General features: G+C 59.6%; 19 protein-coding genes. 5 read left to right on the forward strand and 14 right to left on the reverse strand.

Annotated features, from left to right (window positions below):
• Window positions 1–496: 496 nt before the first annotated feature.
• From ASE79_RS13705 to ASE79_RS13720, 5 genes are all read right to left on the reverse strand, one after another.
• The gene (locus ASE79_RS13705) at window positions 497–1732 is read right to left on the reverse strand and encodes an acyltransferase family protein (RefSeq protein ID WP_056417643.1); all 1236 of its coding nucleotides are present in this window, start codon (window positions 1730–1732) and stop codon (window positions 497–499) included.
• Window position 1733: 1 nt separating this feature from the next.
• The gene (locus ASE79_RS20415; protein ID WP_082445312.1) at window positions 1734–2576 is read right to left on the reverse strand and encodes a GDSL-type esterase/lipase family protein; all 843 of its coding nucleotides are present in this window, start codon (window positions 2574–2576) and stop codon (window positions 1734–1736) included.
• 375 nt (window positions 2577–2951) lie between these two features.
• Window positions 2952–3395: an HAD family hydrolase gene (locus tag ASE79_RS13710; protein ID WP_056417645.1), complete on the reverse strand. Its 444-nt coding sequence runs from the start codon at window positions 3393–3395 to the stop codon at window positions 2952–2954.
• A gap of 12 nt (window positions 3396–3407) precedes the next feature.
• On the reverse strand, window positions 3408–3752 hold the full coding sequence (locus ASE79_RS13715) for a hypothetical protein (RefSeq protein WP_056417648.1): 345 nt from the start codon (window positions 3750–3752) through the stop codon (window positions 3408–3410).
• Window positions 3753–3892: 140 nt separating this feature from the next.
• Complete coding sequence (locus tag ASE79_RS13720; protein WP_056417651.1) at window positions 3893–5344, reverse strand: hypothetical protein; 1452 nt, start codon at window positions 5342–5344, stop codon at window positions 3893–3895.
• A gap of 1218 nt (window positions 5345–6562) precedes the next feature.
• On the opposite strand from ASE79_RS13720, the gene ASE79_RS13725 reads away from it, so the two are divergent.
• The 5 genes from ASE79_RS13725 to ASE79_RS13745 all read left to right on the forward strand — a co-directional run bounded on the left by ASE79_RS13725 (window position 6563) and on the right by ASE79_RS13745 (window position 13303).
• Window positions 6563–8524, forward strand: coding sequence for an alpha/beta hydrolase family protein (locus ASE79_RS13725; RefSeq protein ID WP_056417654.1), 1962 nt, complete (start codon window positions 6563–6565; stop codon window positions 8522–8524).
• A 293-nt stretch (window positions 8525–8817) separates the two neighbouring features.
• Entirely contained in the window at window positions 8818–9531 is a 714-nt protein-coding gene (locus ASE79_RS13730) for a hypothetical protein (protein ID WP_056417656.1), read from the forward strand.
• 441 nt (window positions 9532–9972) lie between these two features.
• Window positions 9973–10968 carry an ABC-three component system protein gene (locus tag ASE79_RS13735; RefSeq protein WP_056417659.1) on the forward strand — a complete coding sequence of 332 codons (996 nt, stop codon included), beginning with the start codon at window positions 9973–9975 and terminating at the stop codon, window positions 10966–10968.
• Window positions 10965–11465, forward strand: coding sequence for an ABC-three component system middle component 2 (locus ASE79_RS13740; protein WP_056418488.1), 501 nt, complete (start codon window positions 10965–10967; stop codon window positions 11463–11465). The genes ASE79_RS13735 and ASE79_RS13740 overlap by 4 nt, the downstream gene beginning before the upstream one ends.
• Complete coding sequence (locus ASE79_RS13745) at window positions 11462–13303, forward strand: hypothetical protein (protein ID WP_056417660.1); 1842 nt, start codon at window positions 11462–11464, stop codon at window positions 13301–13303. The genes ASE79_RS13740 and ASE79_RS13745 overlap by 4 nt, the downstream gene beginning before the upstream one ends.
• 38 nt (window positions 13304–13341) lie before the next feature.
• Here ASE79_RS13745 and ASE79_RS21010 read toward each other — a convergent pair whose 3' ends face one another.
• The 9 genes from ASE79_RS21010 to ASE79_RS20420 form a co-directional block, all read right to left on the reverse strand.
• The gene (locus ASE79_RS21010) at window positions 13342–14403 is read right to left on the reverse strand and encodes a hypothetical protein (RefSeq protein WP_156359693.1); all 1062 of its coding nucleotides are present in this window, start codon (window positions 14401–14403) and stop codon (window positions 13342–13344) included.
• Between the two features lie 375 nt (window positions 14404–14778).
• Window positions 14779–15222, reverse strand: coding sequence for a hypothetical protein (locus ASE79_RS13755; protein ID WP_056417665.1), 444 nt, complete (start codon window positions 15220–15222; stop codon window positions 14779–14781).
• Window positions 15222–15428: a hypothetical protein gene (locus tag ASE79_RS13760; RefSeq protein ID WP_056417667.1), complete on the reverse strand. Its 207-nt coding sequence runs from the start codon at window positions 15426–15428 to the stop codon at window positions 15222–15224. The genes ASE79_RS13755 and ASE79_RS13760 overlap by 1 nt, the downstream gene beginning before the upstream one ends.
• Window positions 15421–15675 (reverse strand): hypothetical protein, encoded by a 255-nt coding sequence (locus tag ASE79_RS13765; RefSeq protein ID WP_056417670.1) that lies wholly within the window; start codon window positions 15673–15675, stop codon window positions 15421–15423. Before ASE79_RS13765 ends, ASE79_RS13760 begins: the two co-directional genes overlap by 8 nt.
• Entirely contained in the window at window positions 15675–15908 is a 234-nt protein-coding gene (locus tag ASE79_RS13770) for a hypothetical protein (RefSeq protein ID WP_056417672.1), read from the reverse strand. Before ASE79_RS13770 ends, ASE79_RS13765 begins: the two co-directional genes overlap by 1 nt.
• 141 nt (window positions 15909–16049) lie before the next feature.
• Window positions 16050–16940 (reverse strand): hypothetical protein, encoded by an 891-nt coding sequence (locus ASE79_RS21015; RefSeq protein ID WP_156359694.1) that lies wholly within the window; start codon window positions 16938–16940, stop codon window positions 16050–16052.
• Window positions 16941–17065: 125 nt separating this feature from the next.
• Window positions 17066–18118, reverse strand: coding sequence for a phage portal protein (locus ASE79_RS13780; RefSeq protein ID WP_156359695.1), 1053 nt, complete (start codon window positions 18116–18118; stop codon window positions 17066–17068).
• Window positions 18118–19875, reverse strand: coding sequence for a terminase large subunit domain-containing protein (locus ASE79_RS13785; RefSeq protein ID WP_321163337.1), 1758 nt, complete (start codon window positions 19873–19875; stop codon window positions 18118–18120). Before ASE79_RS13785 ends, ASE79_RS13780 begins: the two co-directional genes overlap by 1 nt.
• A 340-nt stretch (window positions 19876–20215) precedes the next feature.
• Window positions 20216–21262 carry a serine/threonine protein kinase gene (locus tag ASE79_RS20420; RefSeq protein ID WP_162237044.1) on the reverse strand — a complete coding sequence of 349 codons (1047 nt, stop codon included), beginning with the start codon at window positions 21260–21262 and terminating at the stop codon, window positions 20216–20218.
• Between the last annotated feature and the right edge of the window lie 40 nt (window positions 21263–21302).

Genomic DNA, 21302 nt, shown 5'->3' on the forward strand with positions numbered 1-21302 from the left:
GCTGTGCCGGTCGACGCCCGTGAAGCCAAGCAACGCACATACGTATTCAGGTGGGGGATGGGGTAGGGGCAAGGTGCCGGAATGCGCAACCGGCCGGCACTCTTGGCGAGATTGAGGACCGGCTCCGTCTCTCGCTAAGGCGACGCTGCTGCGTACCGATTGAGAGCCTCCTGGCTGGCGATCGGCCGAGCAGGCAAATCTCAACCGCCTTCGTCCTGCCTCGGCAACCAACGGTGCGAGCGCGTGCGCCGGATGTCTTGTAGGCCGGACGCGTTCGGCCGCGCGGTGGCTGACTGCCTGCGCCCGATCATCGTCGCGCCTATGGATATCAGCAGGGCGGCACGGGCCAGCCTGATGGCGAGCCGGCAACGGCGCGTCGTTGCAGGTTCGGCGATCGTTGTTTCGACCTAGTGCTTGGATGGGAGGCTGGCCAAGTATAGCGTCGATTATTGCGTCATAAGTCCCGGATTTTCTCGATCGGATACGGCACGTGCCGCTACAGACGTTGTGCGAAATCGAGGTCATGTTCTGGCGCCTGTAAGCCCGGCGTCGCAGTGACACCGGGAATAAAGCGTATCTCGGCGTCTTCGTTCTGGTGTGAAATGCTGGCCCCGATCCTGGCATTCTTTGCCATGTGACGCTTCACATTACCGTTTAAGACAAGAAGAAGTATCAATGATCTTGAAACAATCGCCTCATGGAATGCGAAGGCGATGGAGGCTGAGATAATAACCGAAATAACATAGATAAAGTAGATATTCACCATAGAGTCGCGAAGGGCAAGATTGATCGCCACGACAAGAGGCAAGTGTAATACATAGATCGTGTAAGATGCGGCAGATACGCGCTGTACTAGGGAAGGAACCGATCGAACGCGGAGAGCTGAGCGCAGTATGAGAACAAATGCTGCGGGTGGACCGATCGCTGCTGCTACGAAGCGTAGGTCCGCTGTCCCCGATGCAACGACGGCTGGGTTTGCATAGGGGGCAATCAATCCAAACCAGATCAAGTAGCTTGAAGTAATTGCCAAGGCGATCATCATCGCGGTACCGGTTTGATGCAGCAGTAAAGACTTGAGCGCGGGGACGCGCCCGACAAGATATCCCAGCAAGAACATGGGCAGATAGCCGGCGGCGAGCTGTAGCATGCGGAACGTGGCGAAAGTCGAGTCCGACATCGTTGCCGCCATGATGCGCGGGGCAATTCCAAACAGGGTTGCAGACGTTACCGCGGTAAACAGCAGCACCGTAGAGGATCGCACGGTCTTTCGCGCGATCAGGTCGACAAAATAGGTTGCCAACGCATCATCAAGTCGTAACCGTATCGACGCGTAAATTATGGTCGAATAGGCGATCAGTGCTGCAAGGAACCACAGATGGTACCAGTTGAATAGCGTGTCTGTCGCGGCAATATCGCCCGCGGCCGTTCGCATCAGCCAGATGAATGGCGACAGTATAAATAGGCCAAATGCCAGTGGAAATCCCAGACGAACCAGCCGACGTCGTAGCCATTCGCCAGGCGCCCGTTTCGCCAGCGCAATAGCCGTCAAGATGCCCGCTATACCGAAAAACGTGCCCATCCGGAATGTCTGGGAAATAATGTCGATCGCGACGAAGAGGCCTAGTGCGGGCAAACCAATCGACCCATGCAAAACGACGCCACCAAGCATTAGCGCCGCGCGCCACGTGTCGAGCCCTATAATATAGCCGACTGGTGGTGTCGTTTCGGTCATTTCATGACGGTTGAGCCGTATTCTGACATGATGCAATCCGTCTAAGCGACATCGATCGATTGATGGCCTCCCGAATATCGATCGACCATAATGCGTAACCTTCTGTATTGAGGTGAATAGTATCGGCGTAAAGCGCGCTATCTGGTCGTCCGTTTCGGATCAAATATCTTCCTGCATTTATAAATATTGCGTTATTCACGACTCGAATGAGTCGGGCGATGGCATTGTCGTACCGCAATTGCTCGCTACGCTGCGGCCATCTTTCTTGACTTGGTTTCATGCTGATGACGAAGATGGGGGCTGACGGCCATTTTACGCGCATCTCGCCGACCAGGCGGGCTACCTTTTGTGCTGTGGCGATTCCCGATGCGCCGAACGCGATATCGTTTTCGCCGACATAGAATAGCAGTGCTGCCGGAGCGACTTCACTGTTGGTCCGCAGCGCCCGTGCTGCAATCTGACTGATCCGGGCGCCGTCGATCCCTCGTCTGTGCACCTGCCAATCGGGAAAATCGCGGTCCAATGTGCGCCATTTTGCGATCGACGAACTGCCGATGAACCATATTCCGCATCGGCGTGCGTCGGACGCGGCGACGGAATCGGGGAGTGGGATATGATTGACGACCCATGGGCGAAGGTAATTCCAGCCGGTAAGCACCGCGACAAACACCCCGAGCCCAACCAGAAGCTTTAGCAGTCGAGGCGTCCTATCGTTCGGCGTTTGTCGGCTGCTCATGCCAAGCCTCTGGCAGGGCACGGTTAATTTTAGCTTTGCGGACGGATCGTCAAGCCCGTCGACGGTGGCTCCGTCGACGCAGGCGCGACAATCGTGCAGGGCGATCATCGGGCAGCGCCCAAGCCACGACGCTTTTACGCGGGCTAGGACCCATAGGTCATTGCCCGGGGATAACGATGGCAGCGAGCGCAGGGACTGAGAAACGTACGGTGGGACATCGTTCGTGACGGCAGCGTCGCGGGCGTCGCCTTCGGGGCCATTTCGCGCTCGTGCGAAACGGGACCGGGCACGCGAACGTCCGGCGATGAAAAGGCGTGATAGTCTGAGTGGTCGATCGTACCATCGGTCCACGCAACTTTGGTACCGAAGCGATCTTTACGCGCCACGCCTGCTGGTGAGTCCGATAGTGTTCGCCAGGGATGCGGCCTGCGGTGCCGTAATGCTCGCGCGATGATCGCGGGCAATCGGCCGCAGGGGATCGATTTAGCCCGGCTCCGAGAAATCGAACACTGGCGGTCCTAGCGATCGCAGGCCGGCCGCCGCCGCAGTCTGCCGCTCGGCACCGTCTTCGCCGACGAACAGGCATGCGTGTTCGTCATCGGCACAGCCCGCGCGCGCTGCCGCCAGCCAGAAGATCGTGGGCGTATCCTTGGTGTGTCCAACATCCTTGCTGTAAATCAGCAAATCGGGTTCGAAGAATCCCTTTATCCCTGCCTCGTCGAGTAGCGGGGTGATCATCGAACCCGGAACATCGCCTGTGTTCGAGATGATTCCCAGCCGGGCGCCGCTACGAAGCGCGGCGTCCAGCATCGCGAGCGTCCAGTCGAGCAGCGCGAACCCCTTGATCGAACCTGGCGTATCGCCCGGAATGACGGTGGCCAGCGTGGCGCCGATGTCGAAGAAGATGACCTTGGCCGCGATCGTCATTGGAGCCTCGTGTCAGCTGCTGCCGCCCGACAGTGCCAGCAACGGCGAGAGCAGCTGTGGCACGTCGGTCTGCCCGGTCAGGTTGGTTGTCGCCCCCGACCCGGGTAACGAGAAGCTTCGGGTTTCGTCGCCCGCGCCGACGATCTCGACCCGGTAGCCGGCAAGATCGGCGCCGATCATCGGCTCGGCCGCCGTGAACTGCGCCGCCGCGCTCAGCTGTCGGCAGGCATCGTCCATCGCCGCGCGGCCCGCTTCGTCGAGTCGTGCGCGGTCGAGATCGACCAGCGGCGGTAGGGCGATGTTGCCGGCAAAGCCGCCGACCTGTGTCACCGTCAGTCTGCTGCATCCCTCGGTCATGTCATCCTCACTTGCTGCCGAACCGTGATAGCACAGGACGCGCGGGGGCGCTCGGCCACCACGCGTCCAGCCCATGCTCCGATTACCCGGATTCGAAGCATGCACGGTCGCCTGTGCGGGTGCCGTGCACGCCCGGCCAATCATTCAGCTGCCTTGGGCCACTCATGCGGATCCTCTTCCCCGCCGATCCCGCCTTGCAGCTGCCGCAGCTCGTCCTCGAGGTAGCGTTCGTCCAGCTGATGTTCGCGCAGTCGCATCGTCCCGCAGCACCCCGATCGGTCTTGGAGACCATTTTCTTTGACCCTCAGGAACGGATGGTCGACCGCCTCGAGGACATCGTCGCTGGCCATGTCCTGTGTGAGCGGGGTCGGGGAGACTACCACCTCGCGCGCGGTAAACTGGTTGCGGATTGCATTGCGATAGGCGACCGGTTTCCCATCCGCGGCGGCGATCGCGAGCATCTTGTTGACGACATCGGCGAAGGTCGCGTTCGTCGCCGGCGCCGCCTGGATCGCCCGGAGGAGGAGGCGGAATACATATTGGGCGCAGTTCACCAGCGTGAGCGCTTCATCCTCGCCAGCAACGCCAAGATTGCGCTCCAGTAGAAAGATGTCCGCGAGTATGTCGTAAACGCCGCCGGTAAATACCTGACTCAGATCGTGGACCTCGCTCGTCACCTGGCTCAGTTTCTTGTCATTGTCGGCGTTGCGCAGCCCATTATCGCGCCCGAGCGCCAGCCCGAACTGCTCGGCCACGTCCGAGAGGAAATTCTTGTTGTGCAAATTGCCCTTGGTCTGGACGATGAGCGCCTCGGCCTGGTCGAGCTGCGAAAGCGACAGGAACACCGCGACGAGATCGCCGAACGCTTCGTGCAGCGCGCCGGTCTGCGGATTGGCGCTCGCACTGAGCCAGCCCGGCTTCAGCGAATCGAGTACGGCGTGGCCGCATTCGTGCGCGACGATGTCGAGCGAGCGACAGGTGTAGATCACCGGTGCGGGCGCAGGCGCGCCCGGCTTGTTGAAGTAGAAGAATTTCAGCGCCTTTTCGCCGCGGCTGTAGAACGCGTTCATCGTCACGCCGGCGTGCGGGAACACCGTGATCGGATCGGTGTTGGAACCACTATTCCATTGCCATTTGATCGCCGCGCCGACTGCGCGCTGGCACATCGCCAGCGTGAGATGGACGACAGAGAAGGTATGGACCGCGTCGAAGGTCGCCGTGTCGGGCGTCTGGATAAAATCGTTCATGCTGTTCGGAGCGACCGGCGGCACACCCGAAAGATGGATCCGGTTGTTGCTTGGGCCGGTCCCGAACAGGCCGCGCAGCAGGATCCGGCGCAACCCGATCTCGGCGACGCTCGGATCCTGCTTGTAGATCAAGACGCGCGATGCAAACGAGATCGGCAGCGGCGGGATCGGGATCGTGATCACCGGGCCGGCGGCGGCTTGATCGTCGGTCGAGCGGACCAGCTCGAGCGCGGGTCGGCTGGGCGGACGCGCGGCGCCGCGATTGACGGAGGCGGCATTGAATTCGCGCGTCGGCGTGGGCACGAACGCTGCGGGCAGAACAGTGTTGTCGATGATTTCGGTCATGGCTGCAGGCTCCCTAAAGCGGTTGGAAGGCGTTCAGACACACTCCGACTGCACGGCCCCTCAGACCGGATCAGCATAAGCGGAGCAGGCGACATCAGCTTTCACGCAAAGAAGGACGCGACTCGACACTTACTTGTGAGATCGTAAAATACCATGAGGGATGTTCATTTGGAATGGAAAGTAACAGTAAAGATCCAATTCAGCGGCAATAGACCAATTAATATATAGTATATGGATTAGATGAATAATATAGTAATTGGGTGGATAAACGGTGATCGACGAGGCGTGGCTTATGCTGCGGTTGATAAAACCATTCTGAATAGCGTTTGTCCCGAGTAATCCGGTCTCTGCCTGGGCTAAGGGGCTTTTTCTTCTCTCGCGCGGCAGGCCCGCGGGGGAGGGCGCGCACCCTGCCGGTGCGCAGAGCTTTAACGCGATGGTCACGCCAAGCGTAGTTTGACGGACGAACCATTTTCGCCGGTCTCAGGGGTGCAAGTTGCTCCCCAACCGGCCCGACATACGCGCTGCCAGCAACTCCTAATCCGACATCGTCACGTGTGCCGACCCCATGCATTCCGGCGAGCGACGCGGGGACTATGAAAGCGAGCGAGATCTTCCGCGCTTGTGCGATCCGGACATTGAGCGGCAACAATCCAGTGCGGTCGCCTACCTGCCGATTGGACGTATGCCGATGATCAGCCTGGGCGATGCGCCGGCTTGAGTTTAGTCATCGTAAAAGATGCGACGGATACGCTGGCTGTAATGCGATCCCACGGCGGCCAAAACCACCGCGATAAACGTGCCGCCCCAGATGACACCAAGGGCGACACATATCCAAAAGAGCACGGCCCAAGCGCTAGAAGGGAAGCACCTTCACCCGCGACCCAACCGTGCAAAAGATGGCCGTTGCAGCGAGCGACCCACCAAGCCATCCCAAAGCGATAATCATCAGAGACATGCCATCATCCTCTCAACCGTCGACTGTTGTCGATCGTTCTGGAACGATAGCGGCCGTGCGATTCATTACAATAAAAAGACACAGTCGTTTGCAAAAAATCGGCGCTTCAAGCGACGCGGCGGGCTGTCGTTGAACCGCTCGCGTCTGTCTCGGCAGCAGTGGTCGAGGCGAAAGGGCCAGTTGCGTAAAGTCGGCCCAGCGATACAGTTTGGTGCGGCAGTCAAGACTCGACCAATTTGGCGCCGATGGGGGATGGCAGGATGAAACGGGGCATAACGACGATCGCGTTGCTGACATCGGTGGCCGCGAACGCGCAAAGCGTGGCAGACGATGCGCGGGCGTTTGGCGCGCGTCCTGCTATCGAAGACATCAGCCTCTCGCCCGACGGGAAGCGGATCGCATTCGTCGCGCCGGGTAGCGGTCTATCCTCTACCTTGTACACGGTCGCGATCGGCGACGGGGCGGATCCGAAGGGCGCGCTTGCCGTAAGTGGCGCACCGGACCGTCTGTCCTGGTGTCGGTTCGTGTCTGGCTCGCGACTCGTTTGCACGATCTGGGGCTCGTTCAACGCGCCGGGGTACACCCGGCCGATGAGCTATTCCCGAATCGTCGCGACGGACGAAGCCGGCGGGAACCAGAAGATGTTGACCGGCCGGCAGGTCAACCAACGTACCGCGACCTTCTATGGCGGTGCGGTGCGCGACTGGCTGCCGGGCGAGGACGGGCAGGTGCTGATGGACCGCGAGTATAGTCGCACGGACACGATCGACACCAACATCGGCACGACCCGCTCGGGCACCGGGGTTGATCGGGTCGACACCCGTACGGGGCAGCATCGCACCGTCGAGGCGCCCCGACCCAATGCCGTCGACTATATCTCGGACGGGCGCGGGACGATCCGCATTGCCGGCTACCAGTTGGTAGCCGGTACCGGGCAGGTCGATGGACGGATCAGCTATCGCTATCGCAAGGCCGGATCGAACGACTGGCTGGAGATGGGCGTCTACGACAGCATCAAGGAGGAGGGGTTCAATCCGTACGGAATCGATCCGGTCGCCAACATCGTCTATGGCCTGCGGAAGAAGGACGGGCGGCAGGCGCTGTTCACCCGCGCGCTGGACGGCAGCGACACCGAGGTTCTGGTTCTTGCGCGCCCTGATGTCGACATCGATGGATTGATCCGCATTGGCCGAGACCGGCATATCGTTGGCGCAACCTACGTCACCGACAAGCGAACCGCGGTCTATTTCGACCCTGCAGTAAAAGCCGATCTTGCGTCGCTGCACCGGGCGCTGCCTGCGCTGCCGATCATCGATATTGTCGATGCCAGCAGCGACGGGAAGCAACTTCTGGTTCACGCCGCCGCGGATACCGATCCCGGCCGCTACTATCTCTTCGACAAGGCTACGAAGACGCTGAAGGTCTTGATGCAGGATCGTCCTCAGCTTGACGGACGCAAACTCGCCAGCGTCCAGGCCATCACATACCCCGCGCAGGACGGCACGATGATTCCGGCGTATCTGACGATGCCGACGACCGGGGCGACACAGGGGCTTCGCGCGATTGTCATGCCGCATGGCGGCCCTAGCGCGCGGGACGAATGGGGTTTCGACTGGCTCGCGCAATTCTATGCAGCGCGTGGCTATGCGGTCATCCAACCCAATTACCGCGGCTCGTCGGGATATGGCGACGCCTACCTGATGAAGAATGGATTTCGCGCCTGGCGTACGGCGGTTGGCGACACGAGCGACGCCGGGCGTTGGCTCGTGAAGCAGGGCATCGCCGACCCTGGCAAGCTGGCGATCGTTGGCTGGTCCTATGGGGGGTACGCCGCGTTGGAGGCAGGCGTGCTCGATCCGCAATTGTTCAAAGCCATCGTCGCGATCGCACCGGTTACCGACCCGGCGAGCCTGGCCGACCAGTTACGCGACTATGCGAATTACCGCGTGAACAAAGACTATATCGGCACGCTCGAAGCGGGTGCGTCCCCTGCAAAAAATGCTGGGCAGATCGCTGCGCCGGTGCTTCTGTTCCATGGAACGCTGGACAGTAACGTCGCGTACAGCCAGTCGAAACTGATGAACGACAGGCTGAAATCTGCGGGGAAATCCGCCGAACTGATCACGTTCGATGGGCTGGATCACCAAATCTACGACTCTGCCGCACGTGCGCAGATACTGGAGCGATCCGATGCTTTCCTGCGCGCAGCGACTGGAGGGTAGGATGGCCGCTCCTGCCCGGTTCGCTGGTCGGTAGTCGGCTCGTGGCGCGTCTGTGCGCCGGTGTGAAGTGGCCTATCAGCGCCCGCGATATGAGACTTTACGAAGGCCGAAATGCCGACGTCGCCGGGACATCACCGGACCAAGGAATTTCGACTATGCTAGGAAATGGCGGAAAGCCTTGGTGCACCCGACTGGTCTCCGTTAATCGTTTCGACTCAATGCGTTGGCTTGGCTAACCGGCAACGCGCCGGTCGCGGAATCCTGCGGCTCTCCGACAAACTGGCTAACCGCTCGTGAGCGCGCGTTCGCTGTTTCAGATCGCTGGCGGCAAGGCGAAGAGGGGGCATCGGACGGGTCAGCCAGTGCGTCGCAGTAGCTATCGCGCGGGCGAGCGCGAGAAGCGTTATTGGCGCCCGTTTAACAAGGCAGAGCGCAATGCACGAATGCGCGCGGCCGAGGTGTACGACCGCAAGCACAAGATCGCCGGCAAGCGTAACGGGCCGCTCGGCGCGATCGGCGTTGACGTGCTGCGCGAGCTGATGCGCATGATCGACTTCAAGACCGGACGCCTTGAGCCAGCCATTGCGACGCTGGCCGAACGGCTGCGGCGTTCGCGCGGCGCGATCGTCAGCGCGCTTGCGCGGCTGAAGGATCACGGCTTCCTGAACTGGATCCGGCGGTTTGAGCCGATCGAGGACCCGGACGCCTTCGGTCCCCAGGTGAAGCAGGTGACGAACGCCTACTGGTTCGGTTTGCCCAAAGAGGCGGCCGACATGGTTCGCCGCATGATGGGGAAAGGGCCTATGCCCGACGACGAGGTTGCTCGGAGGAGATCCGAGGAAGAGCAGACGGCTGCGATGCTGTCGACGGTTTCCGCCGAAGACCTAGCCGAGTTCCGTGCCGGCAACGAGTCGCCTCTCGCCAAAGCTCTGGCGTCGCTCGGGCGGCGCGTGGACCTCTGTAACGCGATTTCACCGGGTGGTCAGAACCCGACCCTACAAGGTTAAATATGACAGGAACGCCGTTGGCGTGCGCAGGTTTGAAGAACCACCAAGCCCTCAAGGGACCGAGCCCAACTACTTCAGCATCCAGCGACCGCGGTGAGTGTGCCGGCTTACGCCGTCACGTGCATCCAGGGAGGGATGCGCGAATTCGGGTCCGTATGCACATCAGCGTGCCGTGCGTGGAAGCGCGGCGGTGCGCGAAATACGACGTCCAGTGAACTGGCAAAATTAGGTGGGCGCGGTCCCGCCGTTTTAGGGCGCTCAGACGGTGAGATATTACACTTGTTCATTAAGACAGATGTGCTGGTTGGCTCAATCGCTTTTGGTCGACCAGGATGGCGTGCGATCGGGCGCCTACGGTCGATCATGCGAGACGGAGCTACGTGTTCGTCCGCGCGCGGAGGTCGCTTGTCTTGGCGATCGCAGCGTGGCTATGACAGCTCGATGAGGTATCACCGCGAGGTATTGGCATTGGACGATGAGAGTCTCGAACGCTTTGTTCGGGATTGGATCGCCTTAAAGACTTCCGACTTTGTGGAGGTCGAGCGCTTCGCGGGTGCGGGGGACCTGGGCCGCGACGTTGTGGGGTTTCGCACCGGCAGGCGGCACGAAGGCGCTTGGGAAAACTACCAATGCAAGCAGTATGGCCGAAGCCTGCAGACCGGCGAGGCTTTGGTCGAACTCGGTAAAATCCTTCATTTTGTGAACGAGGGGGAGTTCTCGCTCCCGGCCGCATACCACTTCGTCGTTCCTCGCGGGATGGGTCGCGAGCTGGAAAAGCTTGTATTCAATCCAACGCAATTGAAGGCTGAACTGATCTCGCGTTGGGATACCGCCTGCGCGAAGAAGATTGCACGAGGACAGACGATCCTGTTGACGCCGAAGCTCCAGGCAACAATCGATGCGTTTGATTTCTCTAAAGTGACACGCGTCACCGTGGACGGGATTCTCGGGGACAAGAACGCGAAACCGGTCTTGGCGAAGTGGTTCGGTGCGGATCCTGGTGCGCCGCCTCGCGGGACAGTTCCGAGCGATGTAGACGTTCGCGAGCAGGCCTACCTATCGCAATTGATCGACGCTTACGGTGAGCGGGCGGGTAGCGTGTTCGCTGACCACGCGGCGGTTGCAGCGGATGCCGAGCACGGTCCACATCTTCTCGATCAGCGGAAGCGCTTCTTCGAGGCTGATGCGTTTGATCGGTTCTACCGAGACAACACGTTGGAGGAGGATCTCGAAGCGTTGCATGATGAGGTCTACCACGGCGTGATTGGGCCGTATCGAGGGGTGTACTCGGACTCGCTGGCGCGCGTTGAGGCGGTGATGAATCAGGCGGCGGCCGTGAAGCCTGCCGGACTGTTGGCGAACCACGCGCGGGTGCCGGTACGTCAGGGCTTCTGTCATCATTTTGCAAATGACGGTAGGTTTGTGTGGAAGCGGTGAGCAAGCGGCCCAGTGGCGTGACATTGTTCAACAGCCCGCTGGAGACGGGCACGAGGGCGGTGGTCGTGCTCGAGGCGGCGTATCCGCGGGCGTTGGACCTGAGGCGGCTTACTTGGTTTGACCATCTCGTGGTGCACACCGCTGACGCGGGCGGCCCGGACAGCCTTCATCCGTCGTTACCGGAGCGGACCGGTGAGCTTTTAGTGCGGCGCCGGCTCGTGGAGGAAAGCGTCACGTTGATGCGGCGGCTGCACTTGGTGGACGCGGTGGCGGACGGGGATGGGATCGCTTTCCGCGCGGCAGAAGAGGCCCCTGCCTTCGTTGGCCTGATGCGTACGACGTATGCGATGGCGCTTAAGAAGTGCGCGGCTTGGCTCATCGCCGAGTTTGCGGACCTGACCGCCGAGGAGATGGCGGGACGCATTGAGAATAGGCTTAACAGGTGGGCTATCGAATTTAGGGACGGGGCCGAGGGTCCATCGGGGGCAGGAGCATGAGGATCGTACTCCGGCACCTTGTTTTTACGGGTCCGAACGAAGCTGCGGCCCGAGTCAATTTCGACGAGGGACTGAACCTGGTCTACGGTGCCTCGAACACGGGCAAGTCGTTTGCAGTCAAAACGATCGACTATCTCCTAGGCGGTTCCAAGGGGTTGCCGGAGATCGTAGAGCGGCGTCCTTATGATCGGGCATGGCTCGGCCTAAGCATCCCGCCCAGCGACGTCACGCTATCGCGCGCGCTGGCGAGTGGGAACTTCATGTTGGATCAGGGTCTGGTCACGTCCGCACCGGAAGGCGCCGATAGGAGGATCCTGGGGGCGCGGCATGATGCAGGTGGCGACGGAAACGTATCTCAATTCTTGCTGTCTCATTTGGGCCTTCAGGGGCTGAGGGTGGCGGTTGATGCTAACGGCAAGAAAAACTCTCTAAGCTTCCGCGACGTTGCCCGCTTCTGCATTGTGGACGAGACGACGATTCAAGCCGAGCATTCGCCCGTCGAGAGCGGCGTGCCGACGTCCCGCACTAAGGAGCGCAGCACATTCAAGCTGCTTCTCACGGGCATCGATGACAGTGCGATCGTGGAGGTAGCTGACGGTCGCACGTTCAAGTCCGCGAACGCGGCTCAGCTTGAGATGCTCGACGACATGATCGTCGCGGTAGAGACCGAGGTCGCCGGTGAGATCCCCGATGTCGATGGTTTGGCGGAACAGGCTATTCGTCTCGACGCCACTTTCGCGGCTGCTCAGGCAGATCTCGACGCGGCGCAGGCATCAATCGGCGATCTTTTGGTCCGAAAGCGCGAATTGGGTCGTCAGGTTTCCATTGCCGCCTCCCGACTGGATGACCTCGACCTCAGCCTTGCCCGGTTCGAACAGCTCGACGCGGTCTATCGGTCGGATATTGAGCGTCTGGAAGCGCTGGACGAGGCCGGCTTCCTAATCGCGCTTGGGGGCGGGCGTGATTGTCCCCTTTGCGGTGCGGAGCCGAACGCACAGCGCCATCAGGACGAAATCGGCGATGTGGAGCGAGTCCGGGCGGCGGCCGATGCTGAAGCAGCGAAGATCGCCCGTCAGCGCGAAGACCTGCGGACTACGGTCCAGCAGATCGAGATGGAGCGCGGTCGCCTAAGGGGGCGACTGCCAGATCTCGGGACTGAACTTGCCGACGTCGAGCAGGAGTTAGGGCTGCGGACGCCGTCGGCGACCGATGCGCGACGGGCAGTGCAGGACATCATGGAAGTCCGGGATCAGGTCCGGCGGGGCCTGTCGCTTTTGGAGCAACTGCGGTCGCTGCGAGAGCGGCGGGACGACGTTGCGGCCCGGCGACCGGCGGCCAAGGCGGACAAGCCCCGCATCGGCGTAGACGGGCCGACGGCTCATGATTTTGCCCAGACCGTCAGCGAGGTCCTGAAAGCGTGGCGGTTCCCGGGACCGTGTCACGTCGCCTTCGACGAGGTGAGTTACGATCTGCGGATCGATGGCAAACTGCGGAGCCATAACGGCAAAGGCGTACGTGCCATTACCCATGCGGCTTTCAAGGTTGCACTGCTGCTTTTCTGCCGGGAACGCAGTCTTCCGCACCCAGGATTCGTCGTTCTCGACTCGCCGCTGCTGACATACCGCGACCCCATCGCTGGGGAGAGAAGGGCGGCGGAGGACGCCGCGATCGCCTCTTCCAGTTTGAAGGAGCATTTCTTCGCTCACCTCGGATCAGCGTCGGCGAACGGTCAGTTCATAGTGGTCGAGAACGTCGATCCGCCTTTGGGGCTAAGCAGCAAAGCGAACGTGGAGATTTTCAGTGGCCTCGAGAGCAGCGGCCGAGCTGGCCTGCTTTGATGAAATTCAGCCCCCCACCTTTCGTAACGGGTTAAGATCTAGCGCAGACTGATGTGTAGCCGGTAGTTTTCGAATAGGTCTCGGCATGAACCAGGCTCAATCATAGCCGCGTTCGCTGTCACGCCACCTAAGGCTATCATTGCATCTTTCATTACAAGCTGATCCGGCTGAGAGACGCCGTAAGCCGTGCTAAAGACCCTGGTCCCGCCAGTGTCTAAACGTCGTGAAAGTAGCTGGATATTTTGATCGAGATAGCCGAACCCAAGTATAACTAGTGTCTCAGCCCACTCAACAGCGTCTTTTACAGTGCCACCTAAATCGCTGCCCACGCTTTCGGTAAATGTCCGGATCCGGGCAGCCACGCGGGATAATTCAAATGTCGCTGCCGATCCCAGCGCCACAGGATCTTCGGCACTCCCCCAGGGCAACGGGCCGAGGTCGCCATACGGATGTATGAAGCTAACGTCCTCTAGTACGTGCGAAGCCTCGTCCTCGTCGATGTCAAAATATTCTTGAAGCGCCATCCAAATGTATTGCTCAAGGCATCTATCATAATTGAATACTATGAATCTCAAATTTTCAAACGCCTTGGAAATTTCTCTACGGTGAATGCCAGACATTAGTTGCCTAGCAAATGCGGGATACCAGCTCCTCGCCAATGCCTCGTTATCAACGGATGGCCGCTTTATTTTATTGCCGCTTTCAAATTCAGCTACATTAATACCCCTTTTAAAAAGGTAAGACTGCGCCTCCGCCCTCAGTATGCAAATGGCGATGGCCAGTTTTCCTAGACTTTCGACTTCCACATCGCCCTGATGGCTGTGTAAGAAATTATCTATAGATAGAGCTAAAGGCAAACCTCTCCTGATGTGGTCGGCCGCATCTCGAACTGGCGCTAATTTATGTTGATACTCCCAAGGGTTGGGGCCGCCTATTTTCTTAGCGATCTCGATCATCGTATTATCGGCAAAGCCGTAGGCGTTTTCACGCGACGGCTGCAAAAGGGTGAGAATCTGTCCCTTCAGTGCGTCACCGGATGGCAAACCAACTTCGCAACTAGCACCCGCACCGATGATGAATGTCGTATTTTGCCTGAACATCCCAAATGAATAATCTGTCTCATTCCGTTTGTCCCGCCTCGAAACACCGAACGAAAAATCCGGTCATCCCGTATCAATCGGCATGTTGTTGCAGCGCGACCAAGGCTCACCAGAAAGGGCTTTCGAGGCTGGTGCATCGACGCTGCTCATTGCATCAAAGGCCACCGAAAAAGCGTGCAGGCGAGGCGGGGGGCTTGCGCTGTTTGCACGATAGCGAGCCTGATTAAGACCCCCGTGAAACTGCACCCAACTGCACCGTTGCGAAACCCTCTTAGTTAGCTAGCCCGTCTAGGATCGAGGCCTTTTCTCAACTCGTTTTCGACCGCACCTTTTGCGACACGAAAAGACCGCGGGCGAGGCGGGGGGATCAGCGCGTTAAATGGGGTCGCGGGTTTGGACCTGGTCGGGCAGGGTGTCCGGCCGGTCCTGCTGCGATGCGAGGGCGTGGTCGAACCGCCGTCGCTCGGTGGCGTACGTCTCCAAGCCCCGCGCCCGCCGCAGCTCGATCATGAGGTCTACGCTCAGCGGCATGCCGACGTTGTGGCAGATGGCGGTGAGGTACGTCCTCGCATAGCTCGTACGAGCGTCGCCTTTGTCATCGCGGATGAGCGCGCGGTCGTCTGCGATGACGGTGCGCCAGAACTCGTCGAACATCTGGCGATCCCCGTCGCTGAACACGAACAGCAGCGCGAGCGCCAGTCGCAGTCCGACATTCGGCTTCACCGGTATAGGCGAGCACGAGTCGATCGCGTCGTCGAGTACGCACAGCGCCTTGAAGATCAGATGCTCGCGCGTCGATCGCGGCGCCCGGCCAGACATCAGGTGTGGCCGGGCAGGGCGCCCGTAAGCGAATCCACGGCCGTCTCTCCCAGCTCGAGATAGATGCGCCGCCAATATCCTCCGGCCTTCTCCCACGGGTAATCGTCGAGCGTGCCAGGACGCCGGCTTTCCCAGAGGTCGCCCGCGACCTGTTCAATCAATGCCTCGCGATCGTTCGAGGTGCACACGCGGCAGCGATTACCCATGACGCACCCATATGTCGCGGATGCCCAGGCCCAGCTCGCCCGCGTCGAGATGGTCGCTGAGTCGCCTGTGCTGGTCTTCGCTCAGCGCGGCCGGGCGGCCTTCATTGACGAAGCGCGCCAGATAGCCAGGTGGCCGGTCAATCATCCGTGACAGAGCCGCCAAGCTATCACCACGCCGCGCCGCCGCCTCGCGAAGCGCGACGCGGGGATCTGCCGGCGACAGCGCGAGGTGAAGCCGCGCGCCCATCAGTAACTCATCCAGTCGAGTTCAGCGTCCTCGAGTGCGGCGAACGCATCGCCATCCGCCCCCATCTCGCGCAGTCGCTTTCGCACCGCTTCTGTATCGCCGTCGCGCGGGAAGGTGCGATCGGCGCGCGCGGCGTCGGCAATACCCTCCACCCAGTCGCCCCGATCGCGCTGCTTGAGCAGCCAGGCCCCGAATGCGGGGCGCGTTTCAACATATTGATCTTCGGTTTGCATGCTGGCGAATCCTCGTCTGATCCAACACCAAGCCTTATAAAGTGTTCTTGCTATGTTCCAATGGTGAAGCGATGTCCGAAGGCTCTGACCTCGCTCCCGCGCCCATCATGTACGTTCCGACATCGCAGTCATCGCGATGGGTCAGTCATCCCATGCCGGACTCTCGTAGATGTCCGAATGCGTTGTGACATCAATGCATTCAATGCCGACACCTTCGAGAAAGAAACGCCGACCGGCCGCGGTATCGTCATCGGGTTTGTCGCGCTGAATAAACCACGCGGATTGCCGCCGGTCTGGAAATTTCGCAAAATACCGGGCTCGCTCGATAAGCAGCCATCGCAAAAATACTTCATTCTCTCCGAGGCCCAAGCCGAATATGATAAGCGGCTTGTTGAATATTATATGGAGCCAAGTACGAGAGCCGGGCCAGTTTACGTCATCCTTCGTGGCAAATAGTCTGCCATCTCCGATATGGAGCCAGCCCCTCACGCGTTGCGCTGAACCCATGTAATGAGTGAGGCCGAGGCGAATGCTACGGGCGTAGCGGGCCATTCCATTGATATGCCATATGCCGAAACCCTTTGTCGGGTCTTCGTTGAGTTCAAGGGCGAAACGTGAATCCCAAGGATAGTAGTCGGTAAATCCTTTTCCCTTGGGTCGCATCAATTTGATACCCGCAGCGTTGCCTAGAACCTCATCAAAATTTGTCGTAAGTATTGGGACTCTGTTGCGAATTGCCCATGACACAATTTTTTTGTGATGGCTTAGTGCCTTCCAGCTACCCATGAGGTCGCAAAATGCCCGAGCTAGGGAATCATTTGAACCGGTTGATTTCAAGGCGAGAACGTCAAAGAATTCCGTCGCAGAAGCGCCCTTGGGAACTTTATCAAATGAGAGGCCATTTCGATTTGATAGGGTGGCTAGTAACGAGTCCCAAGAGTTATTTTTGCTATCAGAAAACTGGTGAATGCCGTTTCCGATGATAAGTGCAACATCCTTGCGATTTTTTCGTAGTAGATCTGCAAATTTCATATTGCCCACGCTCCAATAAACCCGATAGCCGGGTAGCGGTGTGGACCATCGATCTTCGCCTTCTCTAACCGAAGATGGTAAAAAACTGCAAATAGCGCCTTTTAAATCTCAGACTGAAAACCGAATTAATCTCTGGCCGCGTGGGCCTGCCTTGGTGCGAAGGCGACCGCCTCGACGCCGATCTGCGCGTTCATGTCGAGCAGCCGCGCCTGGATCGGTTCGATCTCGAGCTCGAAGAACATATCGACCGCCTCGCTAGGTTTGCCGAGGCTGGAGCCTTGCGCCGGCACGATCCCGAGCAGCGCGGGCGGCACGCGGTGCGCCGCCAGCACGTCGTCGCGCGTCGCGTTCTTGATGCCGGTGAACTCGTCATTAGCGCCGACCTGCGCGATCGGCAGGATCTTGATCCCGCCATCCTTGCCGCCCGGCTGATGCACGAACAGGTTCTTGAAATTGCCCGGCCCTTTCGACTGCTTCAGCGCGGTGCGGATCGCCTGCACGTCGCCGTCGGAGAATTCTCCGGTCGCGTGCAGGATGAAGCCCGCATGGCTGCCGTTGAGGTAATATTTGCGGCGGAACAGCGTCGCCGCCTCGTTCAGCAGCGCGGACTGCAATGCCGAGAGATATTCGGGCACGCCGTACAGCTCCTGGTTGATGTCGGGCTGCATGATCTGAATGACGCTGTTCGGGCGAAACTCGGTCTCGATCGCGCCGCCTGGTGCGAAGAAATAGCGGCCTTCCTCGACGCCGCGGCGCGTGAACTTGGCGAGCGCATGGTCGAGGCGGAGCAGATCGCCCAGCACGCTGCGGCGCTGCTCGACAAAGCCGAAGCCGAAGATCAGATAATCCTGCACCAGTTTCTCGAACGTCGCGCGCGACAGCCAGGCGGTCGGCACGAACGACCGCACCAGCAGGTTGCGCTTCAGCAGGATTGCCGAGCTGTGATGCGGGCTCGCGCGGAACGATCGCGCCAGCCCCTCGACGCTGATCGGCGGTTCGTACCAGCGGCCATTATGCCAGCACTGGAGCAGATCGAGCACCTCGCGCCGGCTGTTGACTGGTTCGGGATCGCCGAAGGTGAACGCCTCGACGGAGGTTGACGGAGTTTGCGCCATGCCGATCGCACCAGCGCGGCCGATCTCGTGGCGGCCCATGCGGCGCGCGCGTCCCTTGCCCATTACAGGATCTCCATGGTGGCCTTCGGCCTTTCCTTGCCGTCGAGCGGTTCGTTGTTGAGCAGCTGCATCGTCGCCCAGGCGAGATCGGCGTGACCCTCGTCACCACCGCGCCCCGCCTTGAAGGTGACGTTGCGGCCCGAGGTGGTCAGCGTCTTCTTGATCGAGACGAACGAGGACACGACGTCGAGCCAGCCGGCATCGAACAGCATGCGGCCGCGCGCAATGACGTGCTGCGCCTTCATGATCATCTGCGCCTTCACCTCGAGCGAATATTCGACCTTGGTGACGCCGCGCAGCCCGGCCTCGGGTTTGGCGAGCAGCTGGTAGACGCCAGCGCCGACGCCGGTCGCGTCGATCGCGAGGAACGTGCAGTTGTACCGCGACAGCACGCCCTTGATGAAGGTCGCCTGCTCCTCGAAATCGAGGCCGCGCAGCTGATGTTTTTCCAGCAGCCGGAACGGCGCGCCCTGCTCAGCAGGCGGCGCGGCGATCACCAGCGCGGCATTGTCACCGTCGACGCTGTTCTGCGGATCATAGCTCGCCCAGACGATGCCGTTGCCGAACGGGTGCTCGGCGTCCGGATTGTAATCGGTCCACTCCTCGACGGTATCGACGCCGCATTTGACCAGGTCGTTGAACCGGAACGCGGACAGGCTGTCGTCGACGAAATCGCACAGGAACAGGTTTGCGAATTCGTCGGGCGCGTATTCGTCCTCCAGCTCCTCGATATCGAACAGGTCGCACCCGGCCTCCTCCGCATCACGGATGTTGACGATATGCCGCCAGACGCGGTCAGGACCTTGCGCGCCATCCTTCAGCGCGCCGTGGCTGACGTCGATCTCGACTCGGTTTTCCTTGCGACGGCGCTTGTTGCGGCGCTCGCCGGTCCAGTACGGATAGGCTGGATGCGCGATCGTCGACGGCGTCGAGAAATAGGCCTTTCGCCATTTCTTGTGCGTCGCCATGCCCGAGGCGACCTTGTTCAGCTCCTCGAAGCTGTGGACCCAGAAGAATTCGTCGAAATAGAAGTTGCCGTGCCGCCCCTGCGCGGTGCGAAAGTTGGTCCCGAGGAAATGCAGCTCGGCCGCGGCCTCCTCGGCCGGGCGCAGCTCGCTGGTGATCGGCATCGGGTCGCCGGCAAGCGACACGCCGACCAGCTTGGCGAAGCTGACGATGTAGCTGCGGAACTGGTGCGCCTGCGCCTTCGACGCCGACAGGAAGATCTGGTTTCGGCCGGTCTCGATCGCGTCGATCAGCGCCTCGAACGCGAAATAATAGGTCGCGCCGATCTGCCGTGATTTTAGGATCATCCGCGTGCGAAACGTCAGCGCCGCGAACCACGCCTCCTGATAGCCATAGAGCTGGTCAAGGAAGATCGCCTTCAGCTCGGCCGCCTGGTTGGCGGTGAAGTGGTTCTTCTTTGCCTTCTTCTTTTCGCCCGCGTTACGGTTGGCGACCTTGTCGTTCAGATCGCCGGAATGCCCGCCGGGCGCCTCGTAGCGGCGGACCTTGGCGAGGCTCTCGACCTGACGACGCAGCGCGTCCAGCTCGGTATAATCGGCGCCGGTCTTCTTCTCCTTGCAGATCAGCACCATCAGGCGCGTTTCAAGGCAGTCCTCAAGCTTGCGGATCGACGGCGCATCGTCCCAGGCATGACGCCGCGCCCAGCTTTTGACGGTGTCGTATTTGACCGCGAGTTCTTCGGCGATCTGCGCGAGGCTCCAGCCGCGCCAGTACAGGCTGCGCGCCGGGCGCACCCGTTCTTCGAGGGGCAGGGTGAGAGGGTCGGCAAGGATCGACATCGTCGGCGAGCCTAGCCGCGCCCTTTAGCCGACCGCTTCCCCCGGCTCTTGTAGAATATCTTTCTACAAGAGCGCCGCATTGAGGATACCGTCCGTCGAAGCAGCGTTGCAATCAAGGCCGGAAAGCTGCCTTCCGCTTCCGCCTACAATCGGGCAGTTCACTAATGCTTAACGGATTTTTCAGGACCTGACTTTGGTTAAGCGGAGTGTTGAAGCGAAAGTTTAACGACGGCGGTCCACCAAATAATTTACGAAGATCGGCCGCGTGCAATAATTAATAATTCTTTGACAGATATTATAATGATTCTGCCATTCTAACAGCTTCGGCCAGTGAGTCTGTTATCAATGCCCGCTCTCTTCGCCAAGCAAATGCACCGGATACCATCTTCTCGACTTGATAAAGTTCCTGCTTTTTGATCACACGGTACTTTGCCTTGGCACGGTAAAGCACGGGATCAGGTTCAAGCCGCCAATCGGGAAGCGATTTTCTAAGATTATTGAGTTTAGCTATGAGAGCGGCGACCGATTCAAATCGATCGTCGCGGCTAATATGGCAGCACTTCCTTACGACGGATGTCAACGCGGCTGGACACCAAGGGGGAAGGCTTTTCAATTGAATTAGTTTGCCATTTTTGATTTTGCCCTCAATGATAGATGTAGCAAAAAGTTGATTGTCCGGGGCTTTCAGGCCCAAATATTCGAGCTTCTCTTTTTCCGACAGCCATTCAGTCTCGTTGTAGGGTAGGTGCCCACCTAAAAGCTGATAGAGCACGAGGCCAAGTTGATAAATGTCACCTCGCTGATAAGCGCGGCTCGAATTTACTTCTTCGGGGGTGCGATAGAGCAACGAGTGACGCGAGCCTGTATCGGCGTAACCATTCTCGCCAACTCTCACGACCGAGCCAAAATCACCAATAACAAAGCGACCATCTGCATCGGAAAATAAATTGGAAGGCTTTAGATCCCGATGAATGTAGCCTTCACTATGAATAAAGCTTACGCCGCTAGCAATGTCCAACATGATATCAACGACTCGTTTTATGCCGGGCCGCTCAGCGGACAATACGTCGTCAAGATCTCCGTTTTCACAGAAGGGCGTGATGAAATAGGCATCGTCTGTGTCAATTGGCGCAGCATCATGTACCGCAAGGACATGTGGATGCGCGAGATTGCTTAGCATTGTGGGCTCAGCGTGAACGCCGTCCCCCCAATAGTAAAACTTAACGACAACCCTTCGGCCGAGAATTATGTTGGTTCCAATCAGCACAAAGCCATTGCCGCCTTTGACGTTGATACTATCAAAGTGGATCTTAGCTTCCAACTGATCGACCACTGCAGCCACGCTTGGCGTTAACACGCTCTTGTCTATAGGCATTAGTTTA

Source organism: Sphingomonas sp. Leaf28 (assembly GCF_001421685.1).
GTDB classification, from domain to species: domain Bacteria; phylum Pseudomonadota; class Alphaproteobacteria; order Sphingomonadales; family Sphingomonadaceae; genus Sphingomonas; species Sphingomonas aurantiaca.